Source organism: Sphingobium sp. CFD-2, from assembly GCF_024611135.1.
GTDB classification, from domain to species: domain Bacteria; phylum Pseudomonadota; class Alphaproteobacteria; order Sphingomonadales; family Sphingomonadaceae; genus Sphingobium; species Sphingobium fuliginis.
Genome location: NZ_CP084405.1, coordinates 2,373,206 through 2,398,177 on the forward strand (window position 1 = coordinate 2,373,206; position 24,972 = coordinate 2,398,177).

21 protein-coding genes are annotated in these 24,972 nt (G+C 65.3%); 12 read left to right on the top strand and 9 right to left on the bottom strand.

The features are described 5' to 3' along the window. Positions 1-29: 29 nt before the first annotated feature. Complete coding sequence (gene rph / locus LDB29_RS11730) at positions 30-746, top strand: ribonuclease PH (RefSeq protein ID WP_025550035.1); 717 nt, start codon at positions 30-32, stop codon at positions 744-746. A gap of 48 nt (positions 747-794) precedes the next feature. Further along, positions 795-1,424, top strand: a complete 630-nt coding sequence (rdgB, locus tag LDB29_RS11735) for an RdgB/HAM1 family non-canonical purine NTP pyrophosphatase (protein ID WP_025550034.1) — start codon at positions 795-797, stop codon at positions 1,422-1,424. 189 nt (positions 1,425-1,613) lie between these two features. Here the strand turns inward: rdgB and LDB29_RS11740 are convergent, their stop codons facing one another. Both LDB29_RS11740 and LDB29_RS11745 read right to left on the bottom strand, forming a co-directional pair. Next, positions 1,614-2,471, bottom strand: a complete 858-nt coding sequence (locus tag LDB29_RS11740) for an SMP-30/gluconolactonase/LRE family protein (RefSeq protein ID WP_099185635.1) — start codon at positions 2,469-2,471, stop codon at positions 1,614-1,616. A 13-nt stretch (positions 2,472-2,484) separates the two neighbouring features. Then, positions 2,485-3,582, bottom strand: a complete 1,098-nt coding sequence (locus LDB29_RS11745; RefSeq protein WP_128830788.1) for an aldose epimerase family protein — start codon at positions 3,580-3,582, stop codon at positions 2,485-2,487. 175 nt (positions 3,583-3,757) lie between these two features. Here LDB29_RS11745 and LDB29_RS11750 point away from each other — a divergent pair, with 175 nt between their 5' ends. Beyond that, positions 3,758-5,062, top strand: a complete 1,305-nt coding sequence (locus LDB29_RS11750) for a sugar MFS transporter (protein ID WP_025550031.1) — start codon at positions 3,758-3,760, stop codon at positions 5,060-5,062. 183 nt (positions 5,063-5,245) lie between these two features. Here LDB29_RS11750 and LDB29_RS11755 read toward each other — a convergent pair whose 3' ends face one another. Beyond that, positions 5,246-6,010 (bottom strand): FadR/GntR family transcriptional regulator, encoded by a 765-nt coding sequence (locus tag LDB29_RS11755; RefSeq protein WP_025550030.1) that lies wholly within the window; start codon positions 6,008-6,010, stop codon positions 5,246-5,248. A 246-nt stretch (positions 6,011-6,256) separates the two neighbouring features. On the opposite strand from LDB29_RS11755, the gene araD1 reads away from it, so the two are divergent. The 8 genes from araD1 to LDB29_RS11795 all read left to right on the top strand — a co-directional run bounded on the left by araD1 (position 6,257) and on the right by LDB29_RS11795 (position 17,334). After that, complete coding sequence (araD1, locus tag LDB29_RS11760) at positions 6,257-7,249, top strand: AraD1 family protein (protein ID WP_025550029.1); 993 nt, start codon at positions 6,257-6,259, stop codon at positions 7,247-7,249. Between the two features lie 4 nt (positions 7,250-7,253). After that, positions 7,254-8,180 carry a Gfo/Idh/MocA family protein gene (locus LDB29_RS11765; RefSeq protein ID WP_025550028.1) on the top strand — a complete coding sequence of 309 codons (927 nt, stop codon included), beginning with the start codon at positions 7,254-7,256 and terminating at the stop codon, positions 8,178-8,180. Between the two features lie 28 nt (positions 8,181-8,208). Then, positions 8,209-9,771: an alpha-N-arabinofuranosidase gene (locus LDB29_RS11770; protein ID WP_025550027.1), complete on the top strand. Its 1,563-nt coding sequence runs from the start codon at positions 8,209-8,211 to the stop codon at positions 9,769-9,771. Positions 9,772-9,884: 113 nt separating this feature from the next. Beyond that, positions 9,885-10,910 carry an arabinan endo-1,5-alpha-L-arabinosidase gene (locus LDB29_RS11775; RefSeq protein WP_099186011.1) on the top strand — a complete coding sequence of 342 codons (1,026 nt, stop codon included), beginning with the start codon at positions 9,885-9,887 and terminating at the stop codon, positions 10,908-10,910. Between the two features lie 118 nt (positions 10,911-11,028). After that, a complete protein-coding gene (locus LDB29_RS11780; protein WP_025550026.1) occupies positions 11,029-12,450 on the top strand; it encodes a glycoside hydrolase family 43 protein in 1,422 nt (473 codons plus the stop codon). 248 nt (positions 12,451-12,698) lie between these two features. Then, a complete protein-coding gene (locus LDB29_RS11785) occupies positions 12,699-15,524 on the top strand; it encodes a TonB-dependent receptor (protein WP_025550025.1) in 2,826 nt (941 codons plus the stop codon). A gap of 118 nt (positions 15,525-15,642) precedes the next feature. Then, a complete protein-coding gene (locus tag LDB29_RS11790; protein WP_025550024.1) occupies positions 15,643-16,134 on the top strand; it encodes a hypothetical protein in 492 nt (163 codons plus the stop codon). Positions 16,135-16,560: 426 nt separating this feature from the next. Beyond that, a complete protein-coding gene (locus LDB29_RS11795; RefSeq protein ID WP_025550023.1) occupies positions 16,561-17,334 on the top strand; it encodes an alpha/beta fold hydrolase in 774 nt (257 codons plus the stop codon). Between the two features lie 27 nt (positions 17,335-17,361). Here the strand turns inward: LDB29_RS11795 and LDB29_RS11800 are convergent, their stop codons facing one another. Both LDB29_RS11800 and LDB29_RS11805 read right to left on the bottom strand, forming a co-directional pair. Beyond that, entirely contained in the window at positions 17,362-17,739 is a 378-nt protein-coding gene (locus LDB29_RS11800; protein ID WP_025550022.1) for a VOC family protein, read from the bottom strand. 339 nt (positions 17,740-18,078) lie between these two features. Continuing rightward, complete coding sequence (locus tag LDB29_RS11805; protein ID WP_052816731.1) at positions 18,079-18,657, bottom strand: TetR/AcrR family transcriptional regulator; 579 nt, start codon at positions 18,655-18,657, stop codon at positions 18,079-18,081. A gap of 134 nt (positions 18,658-18,791) precedes the next feature. Between LDB29_RS11805 and LDB29_RS11810 the strand changes: the two genes are divergently transcribed. Next, positions 18,792-19,547, top strand: a complete 756-nt coding sequence (locus LDB29_RS11810; RefSeq protein ID WP_025550020.1) for an SDR family oxidoreductase — start codon at positions 18,792-18,794, stop codon at positions 19,545-19,547. A gap of 110 nt (positions 19,548-19,657) precedes the next feature. Here LDB29_RS11810 and LDB29_RS11815 read toward each other — a convergent pair whose 3' ends face one another. The 4 genes from LDB29_RS11815 to LDB29_RS11830 all read right to left on the bottom strand — a co-directional run bounded on the left by LDB29_RS11815 (position 19,658) and on the right by LDB29_RS11830 (position 24,914). Continuing rightward, entirely contained in the window at positions 19,658-21,847 is a 2,190-nt protein-coding gene (locus tag LDB29_RS11815; RefSeq protein ID WP_193666643.1) for a molybdopterin-dependent oxidoreductase, read from the bottom strand. Beyond that, positions 21,844-22,923: a Zn-dependent alcohol dehydrogenase gene (locus tag LDB29_RS11820; RefSeq protein ID WP_025550019.1), complete on the bottom strand. Its 1,080-nt coding sequence runs from the start codon at positions 22,921-22,923 to the stop codon at positions 21,844-21,846. The genes LDB29_RS11815 and LDB29_RS11820 overlap by 4 nt, the downstream gene beginning before the upstream one ends. Continuing rightward, positions 22,920-23,279 carry a hypothetical protein gene (locus LDB29_RS11825; RefSeq protein ID WP_040261746.1) on the bottom strand — a complete coding sequence of 120 codons (360 nt, stop codon included), beginning with the start codon at positions 23,277-23,279 and terminating at the stop codon, positions 22,920-22,922. Before LDB29_RS11825 ends, LDB29_RS11820 begins: the two co-directional genes overlap by 4 nt. 369 nt (positions 23,280-23,648) lie before the next feature. Next, positions 23,649-24,914: an MFS transporter gene (locus tag LDB29_RS11830; protein WP_099186013.1), complete on the bottom strand. Its 1,266-nt coding sequence runs from the start codon at positions 24,912-24,914 to the stop codon at positions 23,649-23,651. Positions 24,915-24,972 lie beyond the last annotated feature (58 nt).

Sequence of the window (24,972 nt, forward strand, 5' to 3'; positions counted from 1 at the left end):
TCGACACAACGCTTCGGAGTAGAATATTTATGCGTCCTTCCGGCCGTGCGCCCGACCAGATGCGCGACATCACCATGGAACCCGGCTTCACCATCCATGCCGAGGGGAGCTGCCTGGTCAGCTTCGGTGACACGCGGGTCCTCTGCACCGCCTCGATCGAGGAGAAGGTGCCCCCCTTCCTGCGCGGCAAGGGGTCGGGCTGGGTCACGGCGGAATATGGCATGCTGCCCCGCGCCACCCACACCCGCGGCAGCCGCGAGGCCGCCAAGGGCAAGCAGTCGGGCCGCACCCAGGAAATCCAGCGCCTCATCGGCCGGTCGCTGCGCGCCGTGGTCGACCTCCAGAAGCTGGGCGAGCGGCAGATCGTCGTTGACTGCGACGTGATCCAGGCCGATGGCGGCACCCGCACCGCCGCCATTTCGGGAAGCTGGGTGGCGCTGCGCATCGCCATCGACAAGCTGCTGGCATCGGGCGCCCTCACCGAAGACCCCATCGTGCAGAAAGTCGCGGCGATAAGCTGCGGCATCTATAACGGCACCCCGGTGCTGGATCTGGACTATGCCGAGGACAGCAATGCGGAGGCGGACGCCAACCTGATCCTGACGGGCGACGGCAAGTTCGCGGAGGTGCAGGCGACCGCCGAGGGCGCGACCTATGACGAGGAGGAACTGCTGCGCCTGCTGCGCCTTGCCCGCATAGGCTGCGCGCGGATTTTCGCGGCACAGGACAAGGCGACCGGGAGATAATTCTTCCTTCCGTTCGTTTTCGGGGCGCGTGGGATATGGGATGACGGAATGAGCGATGAATTCGGGCAGGAACAGGCGATCCGCAAGCTGGGTCCGGGACGACTGGTGATCGCCAGCCATAATCCCGGCAAAGTGCGGGAAATCGGCGAATTGCTGGCGCCCTATGGCATAGAGACGGTGTCCGCAGCGGCGCTGGACCTGCCCGAGCCGGAGGAGACCGGCACGACCTTCATCGCCAATGCGGAACTGAAGGCGATGCAGGCGGCGGATCTTTCCGGCCTGCCCGCGCTGGCCGACGACAGCGGCCTGTGCGTGGAGGCGCTGAACGGCGATCCGGGCATCTTCTCCGCCCGCTGGGCCGGCCCGACCAAGGATTTCGGCCTCGCCATGCAGCTCGTCTGGGACAATATCCAGGCGAAGGGGCCGGAAGCGGGTCATGACGCGCATTTCGTCTGCGCCCTGGCGCTGGCCTGGCCCGACGGCCATGTGGAGGCGTTCGAAGGCCGCGTCGACGGCACGATCACCTGGCCGCCCCGAGGCGACAGGGGCTTCGGCTATGATCCGATCTTCCAGCCGCATGGTCATGGCATCAGCTTCGGCGAGATGGACCCGGAGAAGAAGCATGGCATGAGCCACCGCGCCGATGCGTTCGCGCAATTGGTGGCGGCGGTTTTTTAAGGAGCGCCTTCCGCCCGATTCGGCGGCCATGCTGCCGCGAAGGCTGCTGGACGAGACGGGCGGCTCTTGAAAGCCCGGGGCCGGGCCTTGTGGATGATCTCATCGCCTTGACCGGGCTCCCGCCATCGCAGGAGCACGGCGGGCATGATGCCGGCGATCGGCCGGTAGCGGCCGATCCCGGCTTGTCCCTCATCCCGCATAAAGGTTCGTCGGCAATCCCCGGACGCCGGGGAAGACTTCGAAAAACGCACCGTCATAGTCGCTTTCCGGCAGACCGGTCGCCGCGGAACTGACGAACATCCGGTCCAGCTCGTCCCCGGCGAAGCAGATGTTCGTCACCTGCCTGGCGGGCAGCGCGATCGAGCGGTCGAGCTTGCCCCCGGGCGTGAAGCGGCTGATCCGCCCGCCGCCCCAATGGGCTACCCAGAGATGCCCGTCCGCATCGACGGTCATGCCGTCGGGATAGCCATCCTCCTCGGCAAGGCGGATGAAGGGCTGGCGATCCGCCAGGCCGCCTTCGGCCGTGCGGGCGAAGCGATATATCTGCCGCCTGGCCGTATCGCTGTGATAAAGCCAGTGCCCGCAGGAGGAAAAGGCCGGGCCGTTGGGCACGCGATAGCCCCCGTCCATCGCCGCCCAGCGTCCATCGGGATCGAGCCGGTAGAGCGCGCCCACATCCTGCTCCTCCGCCATGTCCATCGTGCCGCACCAGATGGCGCCGCTCGCATCGGCCTTGCCATCGTTCATGCGGCTGCCGGGCAGATGCGGTTCGGGATCGCCCATCGGCTCGATGACCAGCGGATCGAGCGAGAACCGGGCGAAGCCGCTCTGGAAGCCGCCGATGAAGCCCCCGCCCGCCCGCTCGGCCACCCAGCCGATCGGCTCGGGCATGGCCCAGCGCTGGATGGCGCCGTCGTCCAGCGACAGGCGGTTGAGCGCGGGCGCGAGTATGTCGGTCCAATAGACCGCATTCTCACGGGCGGACCATAGCGTCCCCTCCCCCAGCGCATCGCTTATGTCGCGGTCGACCTTGCGCCATTCACCCATGCCGGATGTTCCTTCAGCGCTTGACGGACAGGCGGTAGATCATCTGGTGATGATAGGGCTTGCCGGGGTCCACCCGCGCCGACAGGAATTTCGGCTGGTTGGGCGAGTCGGGGAATTTCTGCGGCTCCAGCGCGATGCCGTCGCCCATGCGGTAGAGATGTCCCTGCTTGCCGATCAGCGTCCCGTCCAGGAAATTGCCGGTGTAGAATTGCACGCCGGGCTCCGTCGTCAGCACGTCGAGCACGCGGCCCGACGCCGGGTCCTCCAGGCGCGCGGCCAGTTCGGGGCCCCTGGTCGCACCCTTGTCCAGCGCGAAATTATGGTCGTAGCCGCGCCCGGCGACGATCTGCGCGTCGCGGCCGTCGCGAATGCCATCCGCCACGCGGCGCGGCATGCGGAAATCGAACACCGTGCCTTCCACCGGCTTGAGTTCGCCGGTCGGGATCAGATTGGCGTCCACGGGCGTGAAGGCCCTGGCCGGAATGGTCAGCAGATGCCCCAGCGCGCTGTCGGCCGCTCCCTCGCCCGCCAGGTTGAAGATCGCATGGTTGGTCATGTTGACGATGGTCGGCCTGCTGGTCTTCGCGTCGAAGGCAATGCCCAGATTGCCTGCCTCGTCCAGCGTATAGGTGACGGTGGTGTCGAGCTTGCCGGGATAACCGGCGTCACCGTCCGGGCTGGTGAGGGACAGGACCAGCGTGGCGGTCGGCCCGCTCTTCAGCGAAACGACGTTCCACGCCTGCTTGTCGAAGCCCTTGCCCCCGCCATGCAGCGAATTGACCTTGTCATTGAGCGGCAATTGATAGCTCTTGCCGTCCAGCGTGAATTTGCCGCCCGCGATCCTGTTGGCGTAGCGGCCCACGGTCACGCCGAAATAATTGGGACGGTCGACATAGCCGGCAAGATCGTCATAGCCGAGCAGCACGTCCGCGATCTTGCCGTTGCGGTCCGGCCCCTCCAGCTTCTGCAAGGTCGCGCCATAGGTCAGGATGGTGGCCGACACGCCTTGTGCGTTCTTCAGCGTGATCGCCTCGATCGCCGTGCCGTCGGCCAGCGTGCCGGCGGGGGCGCGACTGGCCTCCGCCGCCAGTGCTACCGTGCTTGTCATCATCAGGACGGCACCGTATGACAACGTTGCCAAAACCGTTCTGTTCATAAAGGCCTTTCGCATGCAGTTCCTCCCGGACGCCATTGACGCGTCGTTGGAGGGGATATACTCCTACAAAATAATCGGGCGCAACCCTGTTCCGGCGGCGCTCCTTTTCGACTCTTCCGGAGAAGGATGAATGGCAGGACCCATTTCCTCAACCGCGGCGCCCGCCGCGGCCCATAATCCGGGCACGCGCTACGGCCCTGCCCTGACATTGCTGGCCAGCCTCTTTTTCATGTGGGGCTTCATCACCGTCATCAACAATACGCTGCTGCCGCATCTGCGCAGCGTGTTCGAGCTGAGCTACACCCAGACGACGCTGATCGAATCGGTTTGGTTCATCGCCTATTTCGTCGCTTCCATCCCCTCGGCCAAGCTGATCGAACGCATCGGCTACCAGAAGTCGCTGGTGACGGGGCTGCTGATCATGGCGGCGGGCGCGCTGGGCATGATGCTGGCGGCGTCCATCCCCTCCTATGGCGTGACGCTGCTCATGCTGTTCGTGATCGCCAGCGGCATCACCCTGCTCCAGGTCGCGGCCAATCCCTATGTCGCGGTGGTCGGCAAGCCGGAAACCGCCTCCTCGCGCCTGAACCTGGTGCAGGCGATGAACTCGGCGGGCACGATGCTGGCGCCGATGTTCGGGGCCTATCTGATCCTCGGCCGGTCGAAGGGCGGCACCGCCCAGGGCGATGTCGTGCTGACGCAGGCGGAACGGCTGGCCGATGCCCAGTCGGTGGTCCTGCCCTATGGCCTGGTGGCCGTGGTGCTGGTGGTGCTGGCCGTCGTGATCGCGCGCTTCCCGCTGCCCGCCATGGGCGCGTCGGCCACCCGCCTCGCCAAGGAGGAGCGGAAGAAGCATTCGCTCTGGGCGCATCGCAACCTGGTGTTCGGCGTTCCGGCGATCTTCATCTACCTGATCGCGGAAATCGGCGTCGCCAACCTGTTCGTGAACTTCGTCAGCCAGCCCCACATCGCCAACCTCACCCATGAACAGGCGGGCCGTTACCTGACCTTCCTCTGGGGCGGCATGATGGTCGGCCGGTTCGCCGGCTCCGCGATCATGCAGCGGTTCGACGCGGGCAAGGTGCTGGCCGCCTTCTCCATCGGCGCCTTCATCGTGATGATGATCACCGTCTTCGCCCATGGGGAGGTGGCGATGTGGTCGCTGATCCTGGTGGGCCTGTTCCACTCGATCATGTTCCCGACCATCTTCACCCTCGGCATCAAGGGGCTGGGGCCGCTGACCGAAGAAGGATCGGGCCTGCTGATCATGGCGATCGCGGGTGGCGCGCTGGTGGTGGTGCAGGGCTATCTGGCCGACCGTTTCGGTTTGCAGACCAGCTTCCTGCTGACCGCGGTCTGCGAACTTTACATCCTGTTCTATGCGCTATGGGGATCAAAGCCGACCCATGCGCTGCCCGATCAGCAGATCGGGTGACGGAGCCGAGGGTCGCAAGCCTCGAAACCGGAAAAGGCCGGAGCGGGACGTCCCGTTCCGGCCTTTTTTTCATCCTCGCCATCGGGATTGGAAGGAAAGCCGGCCAAAGGCTGGCGCAAGCGAAAATGGCACGACCTGCGCGTGCTTCCCGTCCACCGCGCTTCGCGCAGGTGAGGATGCGAATCACCGCGTCATCGCGCTCGCCGTATCCTCCAGCGCCAGATCGACCAGCACGCCCATCGCCTCCGCCGCCGCGGCCGCATCGCCTGCCGCAATGGCGTCGAACACCCGCACATGGTCCGGAATCGGGTTGCGCGGCAAGGCGCGCGCCCGCTGCTTGAACTGGGTGGTCCAGTTGACCGCCGCGCCGATGCTGGCAGACAGCGTCTGCAGCGCATCGTTGCGCGTCGAATTCAGGATCGCATTATGGAAATCGCGATCCGCCGCGCGCCCGGCCTCTGTCGCCAGCGTGTGGCGGCGCATCGCGGCCAGCGCGTCCTTCATCAGCTTGATGTCCTCCCTGGTCCGCCGCTGCGCCGCCAGCCGCGCCGCCGCGGGCTCGACGATAGCGCGCAGTTCGAACAGGTCGCGCACGAACTGAACGTCGGGCTCCCCGGCGAAGGCCCAGGCCAGCACCTCGGGATCGAGCAGGTTCCAGCGATTGCGCGGCAGCACGCGCGTCCCCGCCTTGGGCCGGCTTTCCACCAGCCCCTTAGCGGTCAGCACCTGTATCGCCTCGCGATAGGCGCTGCGCGACACTTCCAGTTCCTCGGCAAAGGCGACTTCGCCGGACAGGACGTCGCCCGGCGCATATTGGCCGGACAAGATCGCCGTTCCCAGCTTGTGCGCGATGGCGCCATGCAGACGCCTTCCGGGACCCCGCGCCTCTTTCGATGCGCCCCCTTCGCCCTCTTCAGCCCCCTTCAAGAGCCGCTTTTCTTCAGCCATTCATGCTCCTCCGGCTCCTTCCTTAGCAGTCCATCAGCCAAGGCGAAACACAATCATTGCCTTCTACGACTAGCTGTAATATGTCGGAGTAATAAGGAGATTCACATGGCGGATAAAGCCCCGACTTTCGAACTTCAGGGCAGCTAGGCCGCCACGCGCCAGTCTCGCGCCGATGAAATGACTGACAATTCGACCTTTAGATGACGTTTACGAGCGCCGGGAAAGGCGCGCGGGAGGAGATCGTTCATGAATTTGCGCCTGTTGCAACACCGTTCGGGCAATGGGGGGCGTTCGGTTATCGCCGCGCAGGACGGCGAGGCGCATTTCCTCCTCGGGGTGGGGAGCATTCGCGCGCTGGCGCTGGACGCCATCGCCAAGGGTCTTTCGCTGGCGCAGATCGTCGCCGCGGCGCCGAAGGGCGATGCCGTCGACATCGCCGTCGAGTTCGAGGCCGGCCGCCTGATCGCGCCGATCGACCATGAGGACGCGGCCCATGTGCAACTGACCGGCACGGGCCTCACCCATCTCGGTTCCGCCGAAGGCCGCGACAAGATGCACCGCGAAGCCGCCGCCGCCGAAAAGCAGACGGACAGCATGCGCATGTTCCTGGAAGGGCTGGAAGGCGGGAAGCCCGCCCCCGGCGCGGTCGGACAGCAGCCTGAATGGTTCTACAAGGGCGACGGGTCCCAACTGGTGGGGCCGACCGATCCGCTGACCATGCCCGCCTTCGCACGGGATGGCGGCGAGGAGCCGGAGATCGCCGGCATCTACATCATCGGCCCCGACGGCCGGCCCTATCGCCTCGGCCTCGCGCTCGCCAACGAGTTCAGCGACCATGTGACCGAGCGGCACAATTATCTCTGGCTCGCCCATAGCAAGCTGCGCCAGGCGTCGCTCGGCCCGGAACTGCTGGTCGGCCCCGCGCCGGAACATATCGAAGGCAGCAGCCGCATCCTGCGGAACGGCGAGGTGCTGTGGGAAAAGCCTTTCCTCTCGGGCGAAGGCAATATGTCGCACAGTCTGGCCAATCTCGAACATCATCATTTCAAATATGACCTGTTCCGTCGCCCCGGCGACGTGCATGTCCACTTTTTCGGCACGGCCACGCTTTCCTTCGCCGACGGCGTGCAGACGCAGGAAGGCGATGTGTTCGAGATCATCGCCGCGCCCTTCACCCTGCCCGTGCGCAACCCGCTGAAGCGCGCGGCACCGGTCGAGGTGACGGTGAAGGTCCTTTAGGCCCATGGACCCCATTCGCATCGCCATCGTCGGCATCGGCAAGATCGCGCGGGACCAGCATGTCCCCGCGATCCGGGGCAATGGCGCCTTCAGCCTGGCCGCGACGGTCAGCCCGCAGGATGCGGGACTTGAGGGCGTGCCGCATCATGCCAGCCTCGACGCCCTGCTGGCGGAGGGGCCGGCGGTCGATGCGATTGCCCTCTGCACCCCGCCGCAGGTCCGCCATGCGCTGGCGTCGCAGGCGATCGGCAGGGGCATCCATCTGTTCCTTGAGAAGCCGCCCGGCGCGACATTGGCCGAAGTCGCCGCGCTCGAAGCGGAGGCGGACAAGGCCGGCGTCAGCCTGTTCGCGGCCTGGCATTCGCGCTTTGCCGCCGGGGTGGCTCCGGCGCGGGCATGGCTGGCCGAGCGGCGGATCGACAAGGTGTCCATCGTCTGGCGCGAAGATGTGCGCGTCTGGCATCCGGGTCAGGCGTGGATCTGGGAACCGGGCGGGCTTGGCGTGTTCGATCCGGGGATCAACGCGCTCTCCATCGTCACCCATATCCTGCCGCGCCCCTTCTTCCTGAAGGACGCCACGCTGGTGCTGCCGGAAAACCGCGCCGCGCCGATTGCCGCCGACATCGCCTTTCGGGACACCGGCGGCGCGGCGATCCACATGGACCTCGACTGGCGCCAGACCGGCCCGCAAAGCTGGGACATCATGGTCGAAACCGACGCGGGCATGCTGAAGCTCAGCCAGGGCGGCGCCGTGCTGCACCTGCCCGGCGGTACGGAGCATGGCGAGGACATCGAATATGCGGGCCTCTACCGCCGCTTCGCCGCGCTGATCCGGGGCGGACGCAGCGATGTGGACACCGCGCCCTTGCGGCTGGTTGCCGACGCCTTCCTGCGCGGCAAGCGCCAGACCACCGCAGCATTTCACGACTGAACACATGCCTGGACATAGGGAGAGAGGAATGATCAAGGCCCTGCGCCGCACCACTGCCGCGCTTCTGCTCTGCGCCACAGCGCTCACCGGCGCGCATGCGCAGACCGGCGGCAGGCCGACCATGGCGACCATCCATGCCGACAAGCCCGGCGCGACCTATGACAAGGCGATCTTCACCCAGTTCGCGGAGCATCTGGGCAATGGCATCTATGGCGGCCTGTGGGTCGGCAACGACAGGTCCATCCCCAACACCAACGGCTTCCGCAACGATGTGGTGGCCGCGCTGCGCAACCTGTCGGTGCCGATCATCCGCTGGCCCGGCGGCTGCTTTGCCGACGAATATCATTGGCGTGAGGGGATCGGGCCGAAGAAGGACCGCCCGGTCAAGGTCAATACCCATTGGGGCGGCGTGACCGAGCCCAATTCGGTCGGCACGCATGAATTTTTCGAACTGCTGCGGCAGGTCGGCGCACAGGCCTATATCGCCGGCAATGTCGGCAATGGCAGCCCGCAGGAAATGGCCGAGTGGGTGGAATATATGACCGCACCCGCCGGCAGCCTGGCCGATCTGCGCGCGAAGAACGGGCATAAGGAGCCATGGTCGGTCCCCTATTTCGGCGTGGGCAACGAACTGTGGGGCTGCGGCGGCAATATGCGGCCGGAATTCGCGGCGGACGAGACGCGCCGCTACGCCACCTTCATCAAGGCGCCGGCGGGCACCCGGATCCTGAAGGTCGCGGCCGGGGCCAATGTCGACGATTACAACTGGACCGAGACGATGATGCGGGTGGCGGCCGATCGTCTGGACGGCCTTTCGCTGCATTATTATGTCCACCCGGCGGGCGGCTGGCCGCCCCGCGCTCCCGCCGTCGACTTCGACGAGACCGGCTGGGCCGACGCGCTGGCCGGCGCGATGCGCATGGACGAGCTGATCACGAAGCACAGCGCGATCATGGACAAATATGATCCGCAGAAGCGGATATTCCTGGCGGTAGACGAATGGGGCGCATGGTACGCGCAGGACCCCGGCACGCATCCCGGTTTCCTGCGGCAACAGAATACGCTGCGCGATGCGCTGATCGCGTCGATCCATCTCGACATCTTCGCCAAACATGCCGACCGGGTGCGCATGAGCGCCATCGCGCAGATGGTGAATGTGTTGCAGGCGATGATCCTGACCGAAGGGAAGAAGATGGTGCTCACCCCCACCTATCATGTCTTCGAAATGTACAAGCCCTGGCAGGACGCGACGGTGCTGCCGATCGACATCGACACGCCCTGGTACAACAAGGACAGGTTCGTCATGCCGGCGGTCAGCGGATCGGCGGTGCGGGCCAGGGACGGCAAGGTCCATGTCGGCCTTTCCAATCTCGATCCCAACCAGACCAATATGGTGACGGTGAAGCTGGACGGGTTGAACGCGGCGAGCGTGTCGGGCCGCATCCTGACAGCCCCCGCGATCAATTCGCACAACAGCTTCGACGCGCCGGAGGTGGTGAAGCCCGCCGCCTTCACCGGCGCGCAGGTGAGCGGCGACACGCTGACGGTGGCGCTGCCGCCCAAGTCGGTGGTCGTGCTCGACCTGCAATGAAGCCCTTGGAGCGGACGGAGGGTGGAATCGCCGTCCGCTCCATCCTCTTTAGCTGTGCCGTGTTCCTGCGCAGAAGCACGTTGCGCCCGGAACCATTATCGGAGAGAGCCTATATGGCGCGGCAGATCATCATGAAACTCATGGGCCTCGCGCTGCTGGCGGCTGCTGGCCAGGCCTGGGCCCAGCAACCCGGCGCCACCCTCAACAGCCGCCTGACCGGCGACCTGACGCCGACCCACGATCCGGTCATCATCCGCGAAGGCGACAGCTATCATGTCTTCAGCACCGGCCACGGCCAGCGCCTGATCGAAACGCGCACGTCGAAGGACCTGGTCCACTGGACCGTCGGCGATCCCGTCTTCACCGCCCTGCCCGGCTGGGCGACGAAGGCGATCCCCGGCAGCAACGGCATGTGGGCGCCCGACATCCGCTTCGTGAACGGCCGCTACCGGCTTTATTATTCCGTCTCCACCTTCGGCTCCAACCGCTCGGCCATCGGGCTGGCGACCAGCCCGACGCTCGATCCCAAGGCGAAGAATTACGGCTGGCGCGACGAAGGGCTGGTGGTGATGTCGACCAGCACGGACGACTTCAACGCCATCGATCCCAATTTCATCGTTGACCGGGAGGGTCGCCACTGGCTGGCGCTGGGCAGCTTCTGGACAGGCATCAAGCTGTTCGCGCTGGACCCGAAAACCGGCAAACCCAAGGACCCCAAGGCGAAACCCCATGCCATCGCCCGCCGCCCCGCGCCCACAGGCGGCCCGGCCCCGGTGGAGGCGCCCTTCATCGTCGACCATGGCGGCTATTACTGGCTGATGGCGTCCTATGATTATTGCTGCAAGGGCGTGAACAGCACCTATTATACGGTGATCGGCCGGTCCAGGGCGATCACCGGCCCCTATCTGGGCAAGGACGGCAGTTCGATGATGCAGGGCGGCGGCACCATCTTCCTGCGCGCCGACCTTCAGGAGCAGCAACGCTGGCGCGGGCCGGGCCATGCGGGCTGGCTGCACGACCGGGACGGTACGGACTATGTCGTCTATCATGCCTATGACAAGCAGGCGAACGGCGCCCCCACCCTGCGGATCGCGCCGGTCCGCTGGGGCGCGGACGGCTGGCCGGTGGCTGAATATTGACCCCGTCGCCCTCCTCCCTCCGGCGCTTCGCGTCTCCCTCCCTCTCCCGCCGGGAGAGAGGGGGTCCGCCCCCAAGGGCGGCGGGAAGGGCAAGGGCGACCCAAGAGGAGAGCTTTTCATGAATCCAATCGATCGCCGCCTGTTCCTTGCCGGGACAGCCGCACTGTCGGCAACGCCTCTGATCGCGCGCACCAAGGCCGAAGTCCCTGCCCCCGCCCCCCTCAACCCGTTGGTCAAGCAACGCGCGGACGCGCAGGTCTTCCGTCATGAGGACGGCCATTATTACCTCACCGGTTCCGTCCCCGAATATGACCGGCTGGTCCTGCGCCGCTCCAAGACGCTCGCGGGCCTCGCCACCGCGGAGGAAGCCGTCCTTTGGCGGCATGAGAAGACAGGCCCGCTTTCCGGCTTCATCTGGGCACCCGAACTGCACCAGATCGACGGGCGCTGGACCATGTATTTCGCCGCAGGCCCCAGCGGCGGCGGCGAGGACGTGTTCCGCATCCGCACCTATGCCATCGTCTGCGACGGTCCCGATCCGATGACCGGCCGATGGAAGCTGCTCGGCCAGTTCCAGGCGCCGTGGGACAGCTTCAACCTCGATTCCACCAGCTTCGTGCACAAGGGCAGGCGCTACTTCGCCTGGGCCCAGCGCGAACCGGGGATCGAGACCAATTCCAACCTCTATATCGCCCCGCTGGCGTCGCCGCTGAAGCTGGCGGCCAGGGCGACGCGCCTCACGATCCCGACGCTCGACTGGGAAACAGGCGGCTACAAGGTGGCGGAGGCGCCCGCCGTCCTTCACCGCAACGGCCGGCTGTTCATGACCTATTCGGCCAGCGCCACCGACGCGCGCTATTGCCTGGGCCTGCTGACCGCGTCGGAGGATGCGGACATCATGGACCCCGATGCCTGGGTGAAATCGCAGCAGCCGGTCTTCACCAGCTGCCGGGAAACCAGCGTGTACGGGCCGGGCCACAACAGCTTCACCGTGGATGAGAAGGGCCGCGACATATTGGTCTATCATGGCCGCGACTATGAAGCGATCAAGGGCGACCCGCTGTTCAATCCGGACCGCCATACGCGCGTCCAGCGCCTCTATTACAAGGCGGACGGCACGCCCGACTTCGGCGTGCCCGTCGGCAACGGCCAGCTGCCAGAGCGTTTCGCCTCCGCCGTCGATCCCAGGGCGCTGCTGGCCCATGACGGCACCCGCCTGATCGCCGGCAATCCTTCGCTGCCCGCGACCCAGTTCCGCCAGACCGCCGGACGCGCCGGGCCGCAGAGCATCATGCTTTCCCCCATTCTGCTGCCAGACCATTATCTTTTGGCCGGCAAGGACGGTTCCGTCACCCTCGCCCGCGATGATCGCAGCGCCGATTTCGCCATGCGCAGCCAGTTCGTCCGATTCTCCGACGACAGGTCGAACACGGTCCGCTTCGTGTCCATCGCGGTCACGGGCAAGGCTCTTGCGGCGGTCGGGAAGGAGATCCGCCTCGCGGGCAGCCGCGACGCTACGGCACGATGGATCGCGGACTGAAACCCAGCCTCCAAGTCCGACAAATAAAAGGATAAAAAGCCGCCTCCCCATTCCGAAGGCGGCTTTTTCTTTTCACCGGAAAGGGCAGAAAAGCACCGGTTTTTCGGCTGAGACATATTTGTCACTAGGGAAAGTTTTTTCGTGAACGGCAGTGCAAATTCCCTCTTGCCTTCTATTACTCCGAGAAATAATTAGTCCGAGTAATTCATGGCGCCCAAGCGCTCGCATCTCCAAGGGGAGGATCAAACATGGCTTTGAAGCCGCTCGCTTTCACGTCTGCATCCCTGCTCGCGCTCATGTTGGCGGGCACGGCCCATGCTCAATCCGCAGCAGCGCCGCAGGATGAAGAAGCCAACGACATCATCGTCACGGGCGTCCGCGCCTCGATCGTGGGCGCGCTGAACGTCCGCAAGGAATCGACCCAGATCGTCGACTCGATCGTCGCGGAGGATGTCGGCAAGCTGCCGGACAACAACGTCGTCGAAGCGCTTCAGCGCGTCACCGGCATCCAGGTGACCAACCGCACCGGCGGCGAAGCGGCGGCGATCTCCATCCGCGGGCTGCCCGATGCGCTGACCACGCTCAACGGACGCAACATCTTCACCGCCGCCGGCCAGGCTTTCGCGTTGCAGGACGTGTCCGCCAACCTCGTCAAGCGCGTCGATGTGTTCAAGACCCGCTCCGCCGACCAGATCGAGACCGGCCTTGCCGGACAGGTCAATGTCGAAACCCGTCGTCCCTTCGATTTCGACGGCTTCGCCATTTCCGGCCTTGCCCGCGGCATCTACAATGAACAGGCCGACAGCTATAACCCGAACGTCGCGCTGCTGGTCAGCGACCGCTGGGAAACGGGCATCGGCGACATCGGCCTGCTGGTGAACGGCAGCTACAGCCGCACCAAATATCGCGACCAGACCGTGACGGCGGGCGCCTTCGTGCCGTTCGCGACGATGGACCCGGCGACGGGCACCGGCCTGACGCCGTTCCAGCGCATCTTCCCCGCCGGGCGCGATCCGATCACCGGCCAGTTCGTCGTCGCCCCCGCCCTCGGTGCGTGGGACCCCGGCCTGGACCGCGGCCTGCCCACGGCGACCGGCTCCACCATGCTCGTCAACGGCGTCGAAACCCCCTATTATCTGTCGCGCGACGCGGTGTTCAGCTCCGACCTTTACGGCAAGCGGGAACGTCCGTCCTTCAATGTCGCGCTGCAATGGGCGCCCAACAGCAGCTCGGTCTATACGGCCGAGGTCTTCTACGCCGGCTTCCGGGGCGAGACCTTCAACAGCCTGCAGTTCAGCTTCGTCGACTTCTGGGACAATCCGCAGGCGCCGACGCTCTATGACGGCACCAACATCGTCAAGTCGCGCGTCGCCAACAATGTCTACGGCTTCAACAGCGGCGACTTCACCAAGACCTCGACCGACAGCTTCGTCTATGCGCTGAACGGCAAGTGGGACCTGGGCGACCGCGGCAAGATCGTCGGCGACATCGCCTATCAGACCAGCAAGGTGAAGACCTCCTTCATCGCGATGCGCACGGACCGCGTCGCCAGCCAGATCACCACGGATTTCAATGCCGGCGGCGGCATACCGTCCTATCATTTCAGTGACGACAGCCTGCTGAACGACACCGGCATCTGGAACGTCGCACAGCTCTACGACAATGCGAACCGGGACAAGGGCAGCGCCATCACCGGCACGCTCGACGGCTATTACACCTGGGACGAAGGCTTCCTGCGCCAGATCAAGGCAGGCATCCGCATCGACCAGCGCAAGGCGTCCACCGCCGTGCGCACGCAGGACGCTGGCGCGCCGCTGGCCGCGACCACGCTGGCGGGGCTGGGCGAAGGCGCAGCCTTCACCAATTCGGACTTCTACCAGGGCCGCGCCGACGTGCCGACGAGCTGGACGCTCGCGAACGGCTACTGGCTTCATGACAATGCGGACACGGTGCGCGGCCTCTACGGCCTCAGGACATCCGACCAGCTCTCGCTCCAGAGGGTGTTCGACATCGACGAAAGCACCATCGCCGCCTATGTGCAGGCCGATGGCGAACTGTCGATCTTCGGCCGCCCGCTGAAGCTGCAGGCCGGTGTCCGCTACGTCACGGTGGATACAGACTATAATTTCTTCGACCGCTACAATGGCGGCGCGCAGACCCGCGTCTCTTCGGGTTCGGATCGCTTCCTGCCCAGCTTCACCGCGCGCTACGAGATTTTGGACAATCTGCGCCTGCGCTTCAACTATGGCGAAACGCTGCGACGCCCGAACTTCAGCGACATCAACCCCAATTATTCGCTGACCGGCGACCTCACCAATGTCGGCTATGGCAGCGGCACGGCGGGGACGGCGACGCTGAAGCCTACCCATTCGAAGAACTTCGACGCCGCGATCGAATGGTATTTCGAACGCAACAGCGCGATCACGCTGACGGGCTTCCGCCGCGAGATCAACGGGCTGGTGGTGCCGCTGACGGTGATGGAATTCATCCCCAACAATGGCATCGTCGCGGGCGCGACCAACAATTTCGCCATCACCCGGCCGGTCAACGCCTCCAACGGCGTGCTCAAGGGCCTGGAACTGGGGCTCACCTACTTCCCGAGCTATCTGCCGGGTCCGCTGGACGGGCTGGGCTTCGTGGGCAGCGTGACGGTGCTGGATTCCAAGCAGAACATTCCGCAGACGGATGCTGCGGGCAATGTCACCGGTCAGGCGACCTCGTCCTTCTTCGGCGTGTCGGACCTCAGCTACAACGCCACGCTCGCCTATGACAACGGCCCGATCGGCGCGCGCCTGTCCTATATCTGGCGCAAGGAGTTCCTGGCGAACAACGAAGCCCGCCTGTTCGCCAACCCGATCGGCGTTTGGCGCAACCCGGAAAAGAGCCTGGACTTCCAGCTCACCTGGAACGTCAACGACCGTCTGGGCGTGACCTTCGACGCGGTGAACCTCACCAAGTCCAAGCAGCAGACCTATTACAAGTTCGAGGATGTCGGCGGTCCCGAGCAATATAATCTTGGCACGACCCTGCTGGCGCGCACCTTCGCGCTCGGCGTCCGCTACACCTTCAAGTGAGTGCCCGATGGGATGCGGTGTCTCCTCACCGCATCCCATTTCCATGGCGGCCGGTCCGGGACCCCTCTCCATTCCCGGGCCGGCCGCCATATCCTTTGCGGTCATGGGAGGGTGAGAGATGCATACTTCGATGAAGGTCCTGCTGGCGGGCGCGGCGCTGTTGGGGGCCGCCGCCGCTTCCCAGCCCCCGTCGCGGCCGGGGATGGACAGGCACCGCATCGCCGTGCAGCGCTTCGGCAACGATGCCCCCTGGTACGAGCAGCGCATTCCCTTCTTCGAGTCCGCCGATCCCCGGATAGACGCCGTCTATCATTATCGCTGGTCCCTCTTCCGCGCGCATCAGCGCGACCTGGGGGAAGAAGGCTTCATCTCCACCGAATTCCTGGACGATGTCGACTGGCAGCGGCATCCCTATGCCAGCCTGAACGACGCCACCGGCTTTCATCTGGCGGAGGGGCGCTGGCTGAACGACCGGCGCTATGCCGACGATTATCTGAACTTCATGTATGCCAGCGGCGGCAATGACCGCCACTTCACCGACTATATGGCCGACAGCGTCTGGGGCCGTTATCTAGGCTCAGGACCTATTACTGGCGGGGTCGAGGTTTGAGGCAAAATGGCTCAGGGCAAGAAGGCGAGGCGCAGGAATATGTCGATATTTCCAGCCTGCCGACGCAGCACTGGGCCATTTTGGTCAAATCCCCGCGGGACGCCGAAATGGCGCCTCGACCCCACCAGTAATGGGTCCTGAGCCTAAAGGGGCTGTAGAGGCGCGACATGCAATGTTGCGGTCGCCCCTGCGAACCGGGCCCACGCCATGGCGTTCAAGAGCGCTGGCCGCGTCGGGCACTGCCGCGCCTGCTCTACAAGGAAGCCGTTACACAAGCATGCGTCTTTCCATCGGCGGCCGATCGGCATAGTGCTTCAAGGCCGTTTCCTTCTTTCCGGCTTCCACAACCAGAATGTGCGCCATTCAGCCGGCCCCGGAAGCAGCACAAGTTGCACGATGACCCCATTTCCAGAAAGGAACGGCATAGTGACCGTCGATCGTCGCACATTCATGCAGACCGCCCTTATCGCCGGAGCCGTCGCCGCCTCCGCCAACGCATTCGCCCAGACCGTCGCAAAGACGAAGGCGCGCAACATCGTGCTGGTGCACGGCCTGTTCGCCGATGGCTCGTCCTGGTCGGAGGTCATCCCCCTGTTGCAGGCCCATGGGCTCAACGTCACCGCAGTCCAGAACCCGCTGACGACATTGCCCGATGCGGTGGCCGCGGCGCGGCGCGTGCTGGATCGTCAGGACGGGCCGACCGTCCTCGCCGGGCACAGCTTTTCCGGGATGATCGTCACCGAAGCGGGCATGCACCCCCATGTCTCGGCCCTCGTCTATGTCGCCGCCCGCGCGCCCGATGCGGGCGAGGATTATGGCGCGCTGGCGAAGACATTTCCGACGCCGCCGGCCAGCGCCGGCATCGTCTTCGACGGGGATGAGGGGCGATTGACCGAAGCGGCCTTCCTCCGCGATTTCGCAGGCGACCTTCCGGAGGCCAGGGCGCGGGCGCTCTTTGCCGTGCAGTGGCCGTTCCACAGGGAACTGCTCGCGGGCCGCACGACGAACGCGGCGTGGCGCAGCAAGCCCAGCTATTATGCGGTCTCGACGGAAGATCGCACGATCGACCCCAACCTCCAGCGCTTCATGGCGAAGCGCATGAACGCAAAGACGATCGAGCTGAAGTCGAGCCATGTGTCGCTGATCTCCCACCCCCGCGCCGTTGCGGATCTGATCCGCGAGGCGGCGGGGCCGGCCTGACCCGGGTGCCGGCGGGCATGGGAAAGCCTAAGGCTCAAGGCAATAGGCGCACAGCTTATTGCCATCGAGGTCGCGGCAGTAGGCGAAGTACCATCCCGGGCCGCGCTCATGGGGTCCGCCCTCGGTTACGCCACCCAATGCGAGGGCGCGCCGATGAAAAGCGTCCACTTCCTCGCGCCGGTCAAAGCAGAAGGCGACCATCGATCCATTCCCCACCGTTGCTGGCTGCCCGTCATAGGGCCCAAGGACCGCGAAGCTGAAGGAACCATCTCGCCCGTACACACGACCTCCAGATGGATGCTCGAACAAAGGCGCAAGCCCGACCACCGCAAGCAGCGCGTCATAGAAAGCCTTTGCACCGGCGAGATCGTTCGAACCAACTGTGCAATATGCTAAGACGCCCATGCCGAAGCCTCCCGTTCGCTGAACCTCCATCCATCCGGGGAAGAGTGATGATGCGCAACCGGTCTTTGGCGGGCCCCTGAATTCGGACGCACCGCTTCAGCCAAGCGCCCTCATAACGGTCATGATGCTCACCCTGTGGCGAACGTGAAGGCAGCATCACGCCGCCGGCTGCAAGCGAATGAGTGGATGACGCCACGACCCGCCGCCCGAAACGGATGAAAGTTCCAATATGAACATGGCAGTACCAGCAGGTAAAGCGTCTTGGGCGCCCTGCCAGTTCGGTCATCGACCCCAGATCGGTCGTTTAGCGCCCCTGTCGGATCTTCATGACCGGCATGTCTATGCCAAGGCGCCCTGACTGGCGGTCACGAGATAGGCGTGGCAAGCTCGGGGCAATTCACAGCGCAGCCGGGCGAAATTCTCTTCGGATGGCTCAGCCTCCATGACGACCCGCACCGAGCCGCCCAGAAGGGCCGCGAGCATGAAGGCGGCAGAAGATCGGTCGGCGAACCGCGCATCCGGGGCATTGGCGAGCAGCGTATCGATCACCTGCGTCATGCGTTGCGCCGCCTGGCTCATCATTTCCGACAGGTCGAACTCGGCGGCGATGCCATAGATGGCGCGGGAGGCGACCATGTCAGCCATCTTCGCGTCCAGCCATGCCGTGGCCACCCCGTGCGCGACCGTCCCAAGGTCCGATCCCGCCAGCCGCGCCGCCGCATCCCGCATCGCCGTATCGATCAGGTCGAACTGCCGCTGAACGAGGGCGAAGAGCAGCGCCTGCTTGTGCGGATAATATTGGTACATCGTCCCCACGGAGACGCCGGCGCGCGCCGCCACACGGGTGGTGGTGAGCCGCCCCACGCCGCCCGCGAGCAAAACCTGAATGGTCGCGACGTGAATCGCCTCGATAGTCACGGCGGAGCGCGCCTGTTGCGGCGCTTTGCGAGGTTTCAGCAAGGCTGGCGGTGGGCGGTTCATATGCGAATACCGAAACTGAAGGATCGTTCATATCTATAATGCTCCAATGATCGCCCGCAAGGAGCTTCACGATGAACACTGTCCTCATCACCGGCTGTTCGACCGGCTTCGGCCGTGACACCGCCCTCCATTTCCTGAACCAGGGCTGGAATGTCGTCGCCACTATGCGCGATCCCGCAGCCAGCACCCTGCCCGCCTCCGACCGGTTGCGCATATTGCCGCTCGACGTCACGGATATGGGCAGCATCGCCGCGGCGGTCGCGGAGGCGGGGCCGATCGACGTGCTGGTGAACAATGCCGGGGTGGGCTGGCTCAATGCCGTAGAGGGCACCCCCCTGGAAACGGTGCGCGCCATCTTCGAGACCAACCTGTTCGGCGCGATCGCGATGATGCAGGCGGTGTTGCCGGGAATGCGGGCGCGGCGCGCGGGCGTGATCGTGAACGTCAGCTCCAGTTCGCTCTACAAGCCTTTGCCGCTGCTCTCGGTCTATCGCGCCAGCAAGGCGGCCATGAATGCGCTCACCGAGTCCGCCGCGCACGAACTTGCGCCGTTCGGCATCAGGGTGCGGATCGTCATGCCCGGCATGGCGCCTTCGACCAGCTTTGGCGACACGGCGCGAGGCCAGGTGATGAAAGATGGCGGCTTCCCCGCGGCCTATGCCGATTATGCACAGCAGACGCTGGCCGCGCTCATGGAGGCCGCCAACGGTCCGGTCACGGTCGGACAGGATGTGGCGGACGCTGTCTATCGCGCGGCGACCGATCCAGAGTGCCCGGCAGTGCTGCCGGCCGGCGCCGACGCCGTCGCCTGGGCAAGAGACGCCTAATCTGTCAGGAACGATCCATCCATGCTGATGCGGATCTCAGCGTCGAACCGCGCGTTCGGGCGTGGCCTTTCCGGCCGCCCGGCGCGGAAAGACCGACAGCCCCGGGGAAACTATTCCGCCGCCGGCAACCGTTCGACGCACACGGGGATACTGCCCATGCGTGGCAGGCCGGTGACGGGATCATAGCCATCCTCGACCGAGATCAGCCGGCCGGTATTGCCGCCGGTGCGGCGTGGATCATCCGATCCCGGATTGGCGCCGAAACCATGCGCCATCGACACCATGCCCGGGCGCAGCGCCGCCTCGGCCGCGACGATGCCCCGGATTTCGCCATGGGGAGAGCGGATCGTGACGCATTCCCCTTCGGCGATCGCCAGGCGGGCAAGATCATCAGGGTGCATATAGGCAGGGTTGACGCCATCGCCGGCGAGCTTGCCGATGCGGCGGCCGAAGCTGTTGAGGATGTTGTTGGTGCGCCGGGGTAGCAGGCGGAACGGATAGTCCGCCTCGACCGCGCGATTATCCTCGGCCAGCACCTGTTCCAGCTCCTCCAGCATCGGCGGGGCGCCAAGCTCCAGCCGGTCGTCATTGTCCGGCGCGCGCGGCAGCACGCGCTGGTCGCTTTCGAAGACATGGCCATCGGGATATTGCTTCACCCGGTCGAGGGGAATGCGCGATCCCTGGCAGGACAGTTCGATCAGCCGGTCGGCGGTGGGCTTGGCCCCGGCGGGATCGAGCGTGAAGGTCATCGGCGGCGCTTCGGCCTGCGGGCCATTGCCATAGCGCATGGTGACGTCGATCATCGTGCCCATGCGCTGGGCCAGGCCCCAGAAGAGTTCCCAGTCCTCGATCACGTCGCTGCCCGGCGGCGGCGGCACCAGCGCAGGCGTGTAGGCCGCATAAGGCTGCGGAAAGCCGCGCGTGGTGCCGTAATATTTGACGCTTTCGGGCATATAGGTCGTCATCGGCGTTTCCAGCGTCAACTTGGGCGCAATGACATAATGGGACAGCTCTGCCGTCGCTGTCATTTCCGTGTCCATCGTGACGAGCAGATCGAGGGTGTTGAGGGCGGCGAAGGCGCGGTTCTGGTCGGGCCAGGCCATCATCGGATTGCCACCGGCCACGATCAGAGCCTTCACCTGACCCGGCCCGTCCAGCAGGATCTCGTCCGCGAGCGCGGCTGCCGAAAGGCCGCTGGCGCAGCCGCCCAGCCCGCGCACGCGCAGGCGTGGTTCGAACCCCCAGCCCTGAAAGGGCGGCCAGGGCTGGGCGCGCGCTTCATAACCGGGCAGCAGGACGTTGGGCTTGGCCAGCTTATCGCCCGCCCGCGCCCAGTGGCCGCACAGGCTGGCGAGGCAGAGCGCGAGATATTCGGTCAGGGTGGAATGGGTGGCGAAGCTGGGGCCCGTGCCGCAGCTGACCCCGGCATTGCGCGCGCCGGCGAAGATGCGCGCGGCCTCCAGCAGGTGATCGGCCGAGACGCCGGCCCGATCGGCGGCATAATCGGGCGTGAAGGGGGCGACCGCCGCACGCAGCGCCTCCACTCCCTGCGTGTTGGCGGCGACGAAATCCTTGTCCTCCAGCCCTTCCGCCAGGATGACATGAATCATCGCGGCGAGGATGGCGATGTCCTCACCGGGGCGCGGCTGCATATGGATATGGGCGCGCCTGGCGGTTTCAGTGACGCGCGGGTCGATGACGATCAGTTTCGCCTGCGCCTTTTCCATGTCCTTGAGCATGCGGCCGGGATTCTGCCCCGGGAAGCCGGGCGACTTGCTGATGACGGGATTGATGCCGACCAGCAGCCAGGCGTCGGCGGTGTCGAACTGCGGCTGGCCCGCCTGCCACATGCCGTGATGGGCGAGCGCGATGAGGATGCCGGGCTTGTCGATCGAGCCTGCGGTGAAGAACATCGGCGATCCGATGCCACGCAGCCAGCCGGCGGCCACGCCGGTCGACGCGACAAAGGGGACGAGGCCCATGCCGACATACATCGCCACCGAGCGGGGACCGTGTTCGGCGATGATCGCGTCCAGCTTCGCAGCGATCTCGTCCATCGCCGTTTCGGACGGAATGGACGCGAAGCCCCCATCCGGCCCGCGCTTGAGGCTGTGGAGCAGCCGCTGGTCGCCATAATGCTGTTCGGGCAAGGCGCGCCCCTTGGGACAGCTATAGCCGCCATAAAGTGGGGCGCGGGGATTGCCGGTCACCTTCGTCGCCCGGCCGTCTTCCACCGTCACCTGGATCGGGCAATAGGCCGTGCACAGACGGCAGATGCTGGGATGGACCTGCGCGCTCATGCGAACATCACCACGGAGCGGGCCGCTGCGCCGCCGCGCAGCGCGGCGAAGGCATTGTCGATCGCGTCCAGTTCGATATGGGCCGCGACCAGATCGTCGAGATTGAGTCGACCGCTCATGTAGAAATCGACATAGCGCGGTATGTCGACGGGAAAATGGTTCGACCCCATGTTGGACCCCTGCAAGCGTCGCTCGGCGAGAAGGGAGAAACCATCGACCTCCACCTTCACCCCTGGCGGCATCATGCCCGCGACCGTTGCGGTCCCGCCCGGGCGCAGCATGGCAAAGGCGCTTTCTACCGTTGCCTTGAGGCCGATCGCCTCGATCGCATGATCCACGCCGCCGCCTGTCATCTCAACGATGCTGTCCGCCACATCGCGGCCTGCCTCCGCGCAGTCGGTCGCGCCGAAGCGGCGGGCCAGGTCCAGCTTGGCGGGCTGGCGATCGATCGCGATGATGCGCCCCGCGCCCGCGATCGCCGCACCGTTGATCGCCGACAGGCCGACGCCGCCGCAGCCGATCACGGCTACGCTCTGCCCCGGCCGGATGCCTGCGCTGTTGATGGCCGCGCCCACGCCGGTGACGACCGCGCAGCCCAGCAGAGCCGCTCGGTCGAACGGCATGTCGGGCGATATGGCGACGCAGGCATTTTCATGCACCAGCATCTCCTGCGCGAAGGCAGAGAGGTTGACGAATTGATGGATGGTTTCGCCGCCGATCGTCAGCCGGGGCGGCGCATCGTCCCTGCGCCGCGTTTCCCCCGTGCCGCATAGCGATAGGCGTCCGGTGACGCAGTCGCCGCAATGGCCGCAAAAGGCGGACAGGCAGGCCACGACATGATCGCCAGGCCGGACCGAACGAACCTCACTGCCGACCGCCAGCACGACGCCTGCCGCCTCATGCCCCAATATGGTGGGCAGCGGATGGGGGACATGGCCTTCCGCGAAATGCAGGTCGGAATGGCACACGCCGACCGCGCGATTGGCGATGCGGACCTCGCGCGGGCCGACGTCTCCCAGCATCACGTCCTCGACCGACAGCGGCGCACCGGCCGCGCGCAGGACGGCGGCCTTCATCGTCCGTCAGTCCACCAGCCGCTCGACATGGCGGTCGCGGTCGAGCGCGGGGGCGAGATAATGTCCAACCTTGTAATCGCTGGTGATGGCGGGGCGGCGGCGCTGCGATTACGGTCCAGCGGTACGCTGCTGGCGGCGGGAAGGCGCAGCCGCCGTTCGAAATCGCCGCCCCATATATCGTCGCGATGGTTCATCAGCGGGGGAAGGCATTGCTGGATCGCATCGCCATGGGCGCCATGCAGCATCACGCCGCCGTCGGGTTCGTCCTGATGCGTTTCGATCGCGGCCATGGCGATGCGATTCTTGAGCGTCAGATTGCCGATCCGGAACGGATCGAACAGGCGCGGACAGGCCATGCTTCCTCTCGCAAACATGCCGGCACGGCGCCGGTCTTTTCGTGACGCGATCGGCGGGGCGGCGGGTCCATTCCGTCCGCTATGCCGTCACGCGCCATTACCTTTCGTCTAGCACCTTCAAATCATCGAATAATCATTCCATCGAGAGACGGATTGTTCGTTGCGAGAAGATAATAGTTGACGCTCGACCGCGCTGGAAATGTTTGTTCCCATCTTCGTTGTCGACAGTTTCGGCCAAGCGGCGGAACAATCGCTCTGTTGCCTACCCATGGTATCGACGCATCTGGCGCTGCCTCAAGCAATCCGTATTCCCTTGATGGCGGTATCCCGCCGGGGCGCTGATCGACTTGCGACAGCGGCGGGGAACGATCAGGCGGCAGCTTCTCCCCCGGCCGTTCTTGCGGACCGATCCGGCTTGGCCTCTACCTGCTGGGGGTAACGGCCCATCAGCAGGTAGAGCAATATGGAAGCGACCAGCCCGCTGATCACAGCGATCAGCGCAACCTGATAGTTGCCGAAACGGTCGTACAGGAAACCGATGCCGACCTGCCCCGCCACCGCCATCAGCGTCATGACGGTAATCGTGCTGCCATAAATGGCGGAATAATGCCGCATGCCGAAATAGCGCGCGGCCATATAGGCGACGATGTCGATCTCCGCGCCCTGCGCCGCGCCAATCAGCACGGCGGCGGTCAAGGCCATGGGGAATGTCAAGGAACCCTGCAACATGAGGATGCAGCCCAATATGGGGCCGAGGCTGAAAAGACATGCGACCGCAGGTGCCCAGATCCGGTCTATCAACGTTCCCGAAATCAGGGTTCCGATCAACACCGAACCCGCAAGCACGCCCGTCAACATGGCCGCGTCGGCCGGCGAGATGTCGAGCGCCGTCAGCAGCGGCTGAAACTGGCTGAGCAAGGTCGACAACGGCGCATAGCCGAAACCCGCACACAAGCAAAGGAGCAGGACGCGGGGCTCGCGCCGCAACAATCCCATATAGCTTTCCCCTTGCGCCGGGCGGGCTTGCGGCTTCCATTCCGTTGAATCCGACCGCTCCGCATCCCGGATACCGAACCAGCAGACCGGGAGGCCGACCAGCAGCACAATGCCTGCGAGCAGGTAGAAACCCGCCTGCCATCCTTCGCGTGCGACAAGCGCGTGCAGCGTGGCGGGCAGGAAAATGCCCAATATGGATATGCCCACCCGCGTGCATGCCAATGCCAGGCCCCGCGACTTGACGAAGCGCGCGGCAACCACGCGGGTGAAGGCAAGGCCGGTGGTGAAGATGCCGATGACCTGCAGGGCGAGATAGGTCGCGTAGAACTGGACCAGCGATCCGCCAAGCCGTGTCATCGCCAGATAGGCCAGACCGGTCAGCGTCATCGCAGCCAGCAGCGGACGGCGCACACCATGGCGGTCGAGCAGCGTTCCGGCAAAAGGCGAGAGGATCGCGGTCAGGATCATTCCGTTGTGCGCGGCGGCGATTTCCCCGCGCGACCATCCAAAATTATCCTGCCAGGGCTGTATGAAGATGCTGGCGTTGAATTGCAGCATGGAAAAGCCGGTTGCGACGCCCACGGAGGCGGCGGCGAGCGTCGGCCAGTGTTTTTTCCATTCCTGAGCGGCGGTCGTCATGGCACTGTTCCGCAATGGAAGGAGCGCGGCACCCGAAGATGCCGCGCTCCTGATGGAT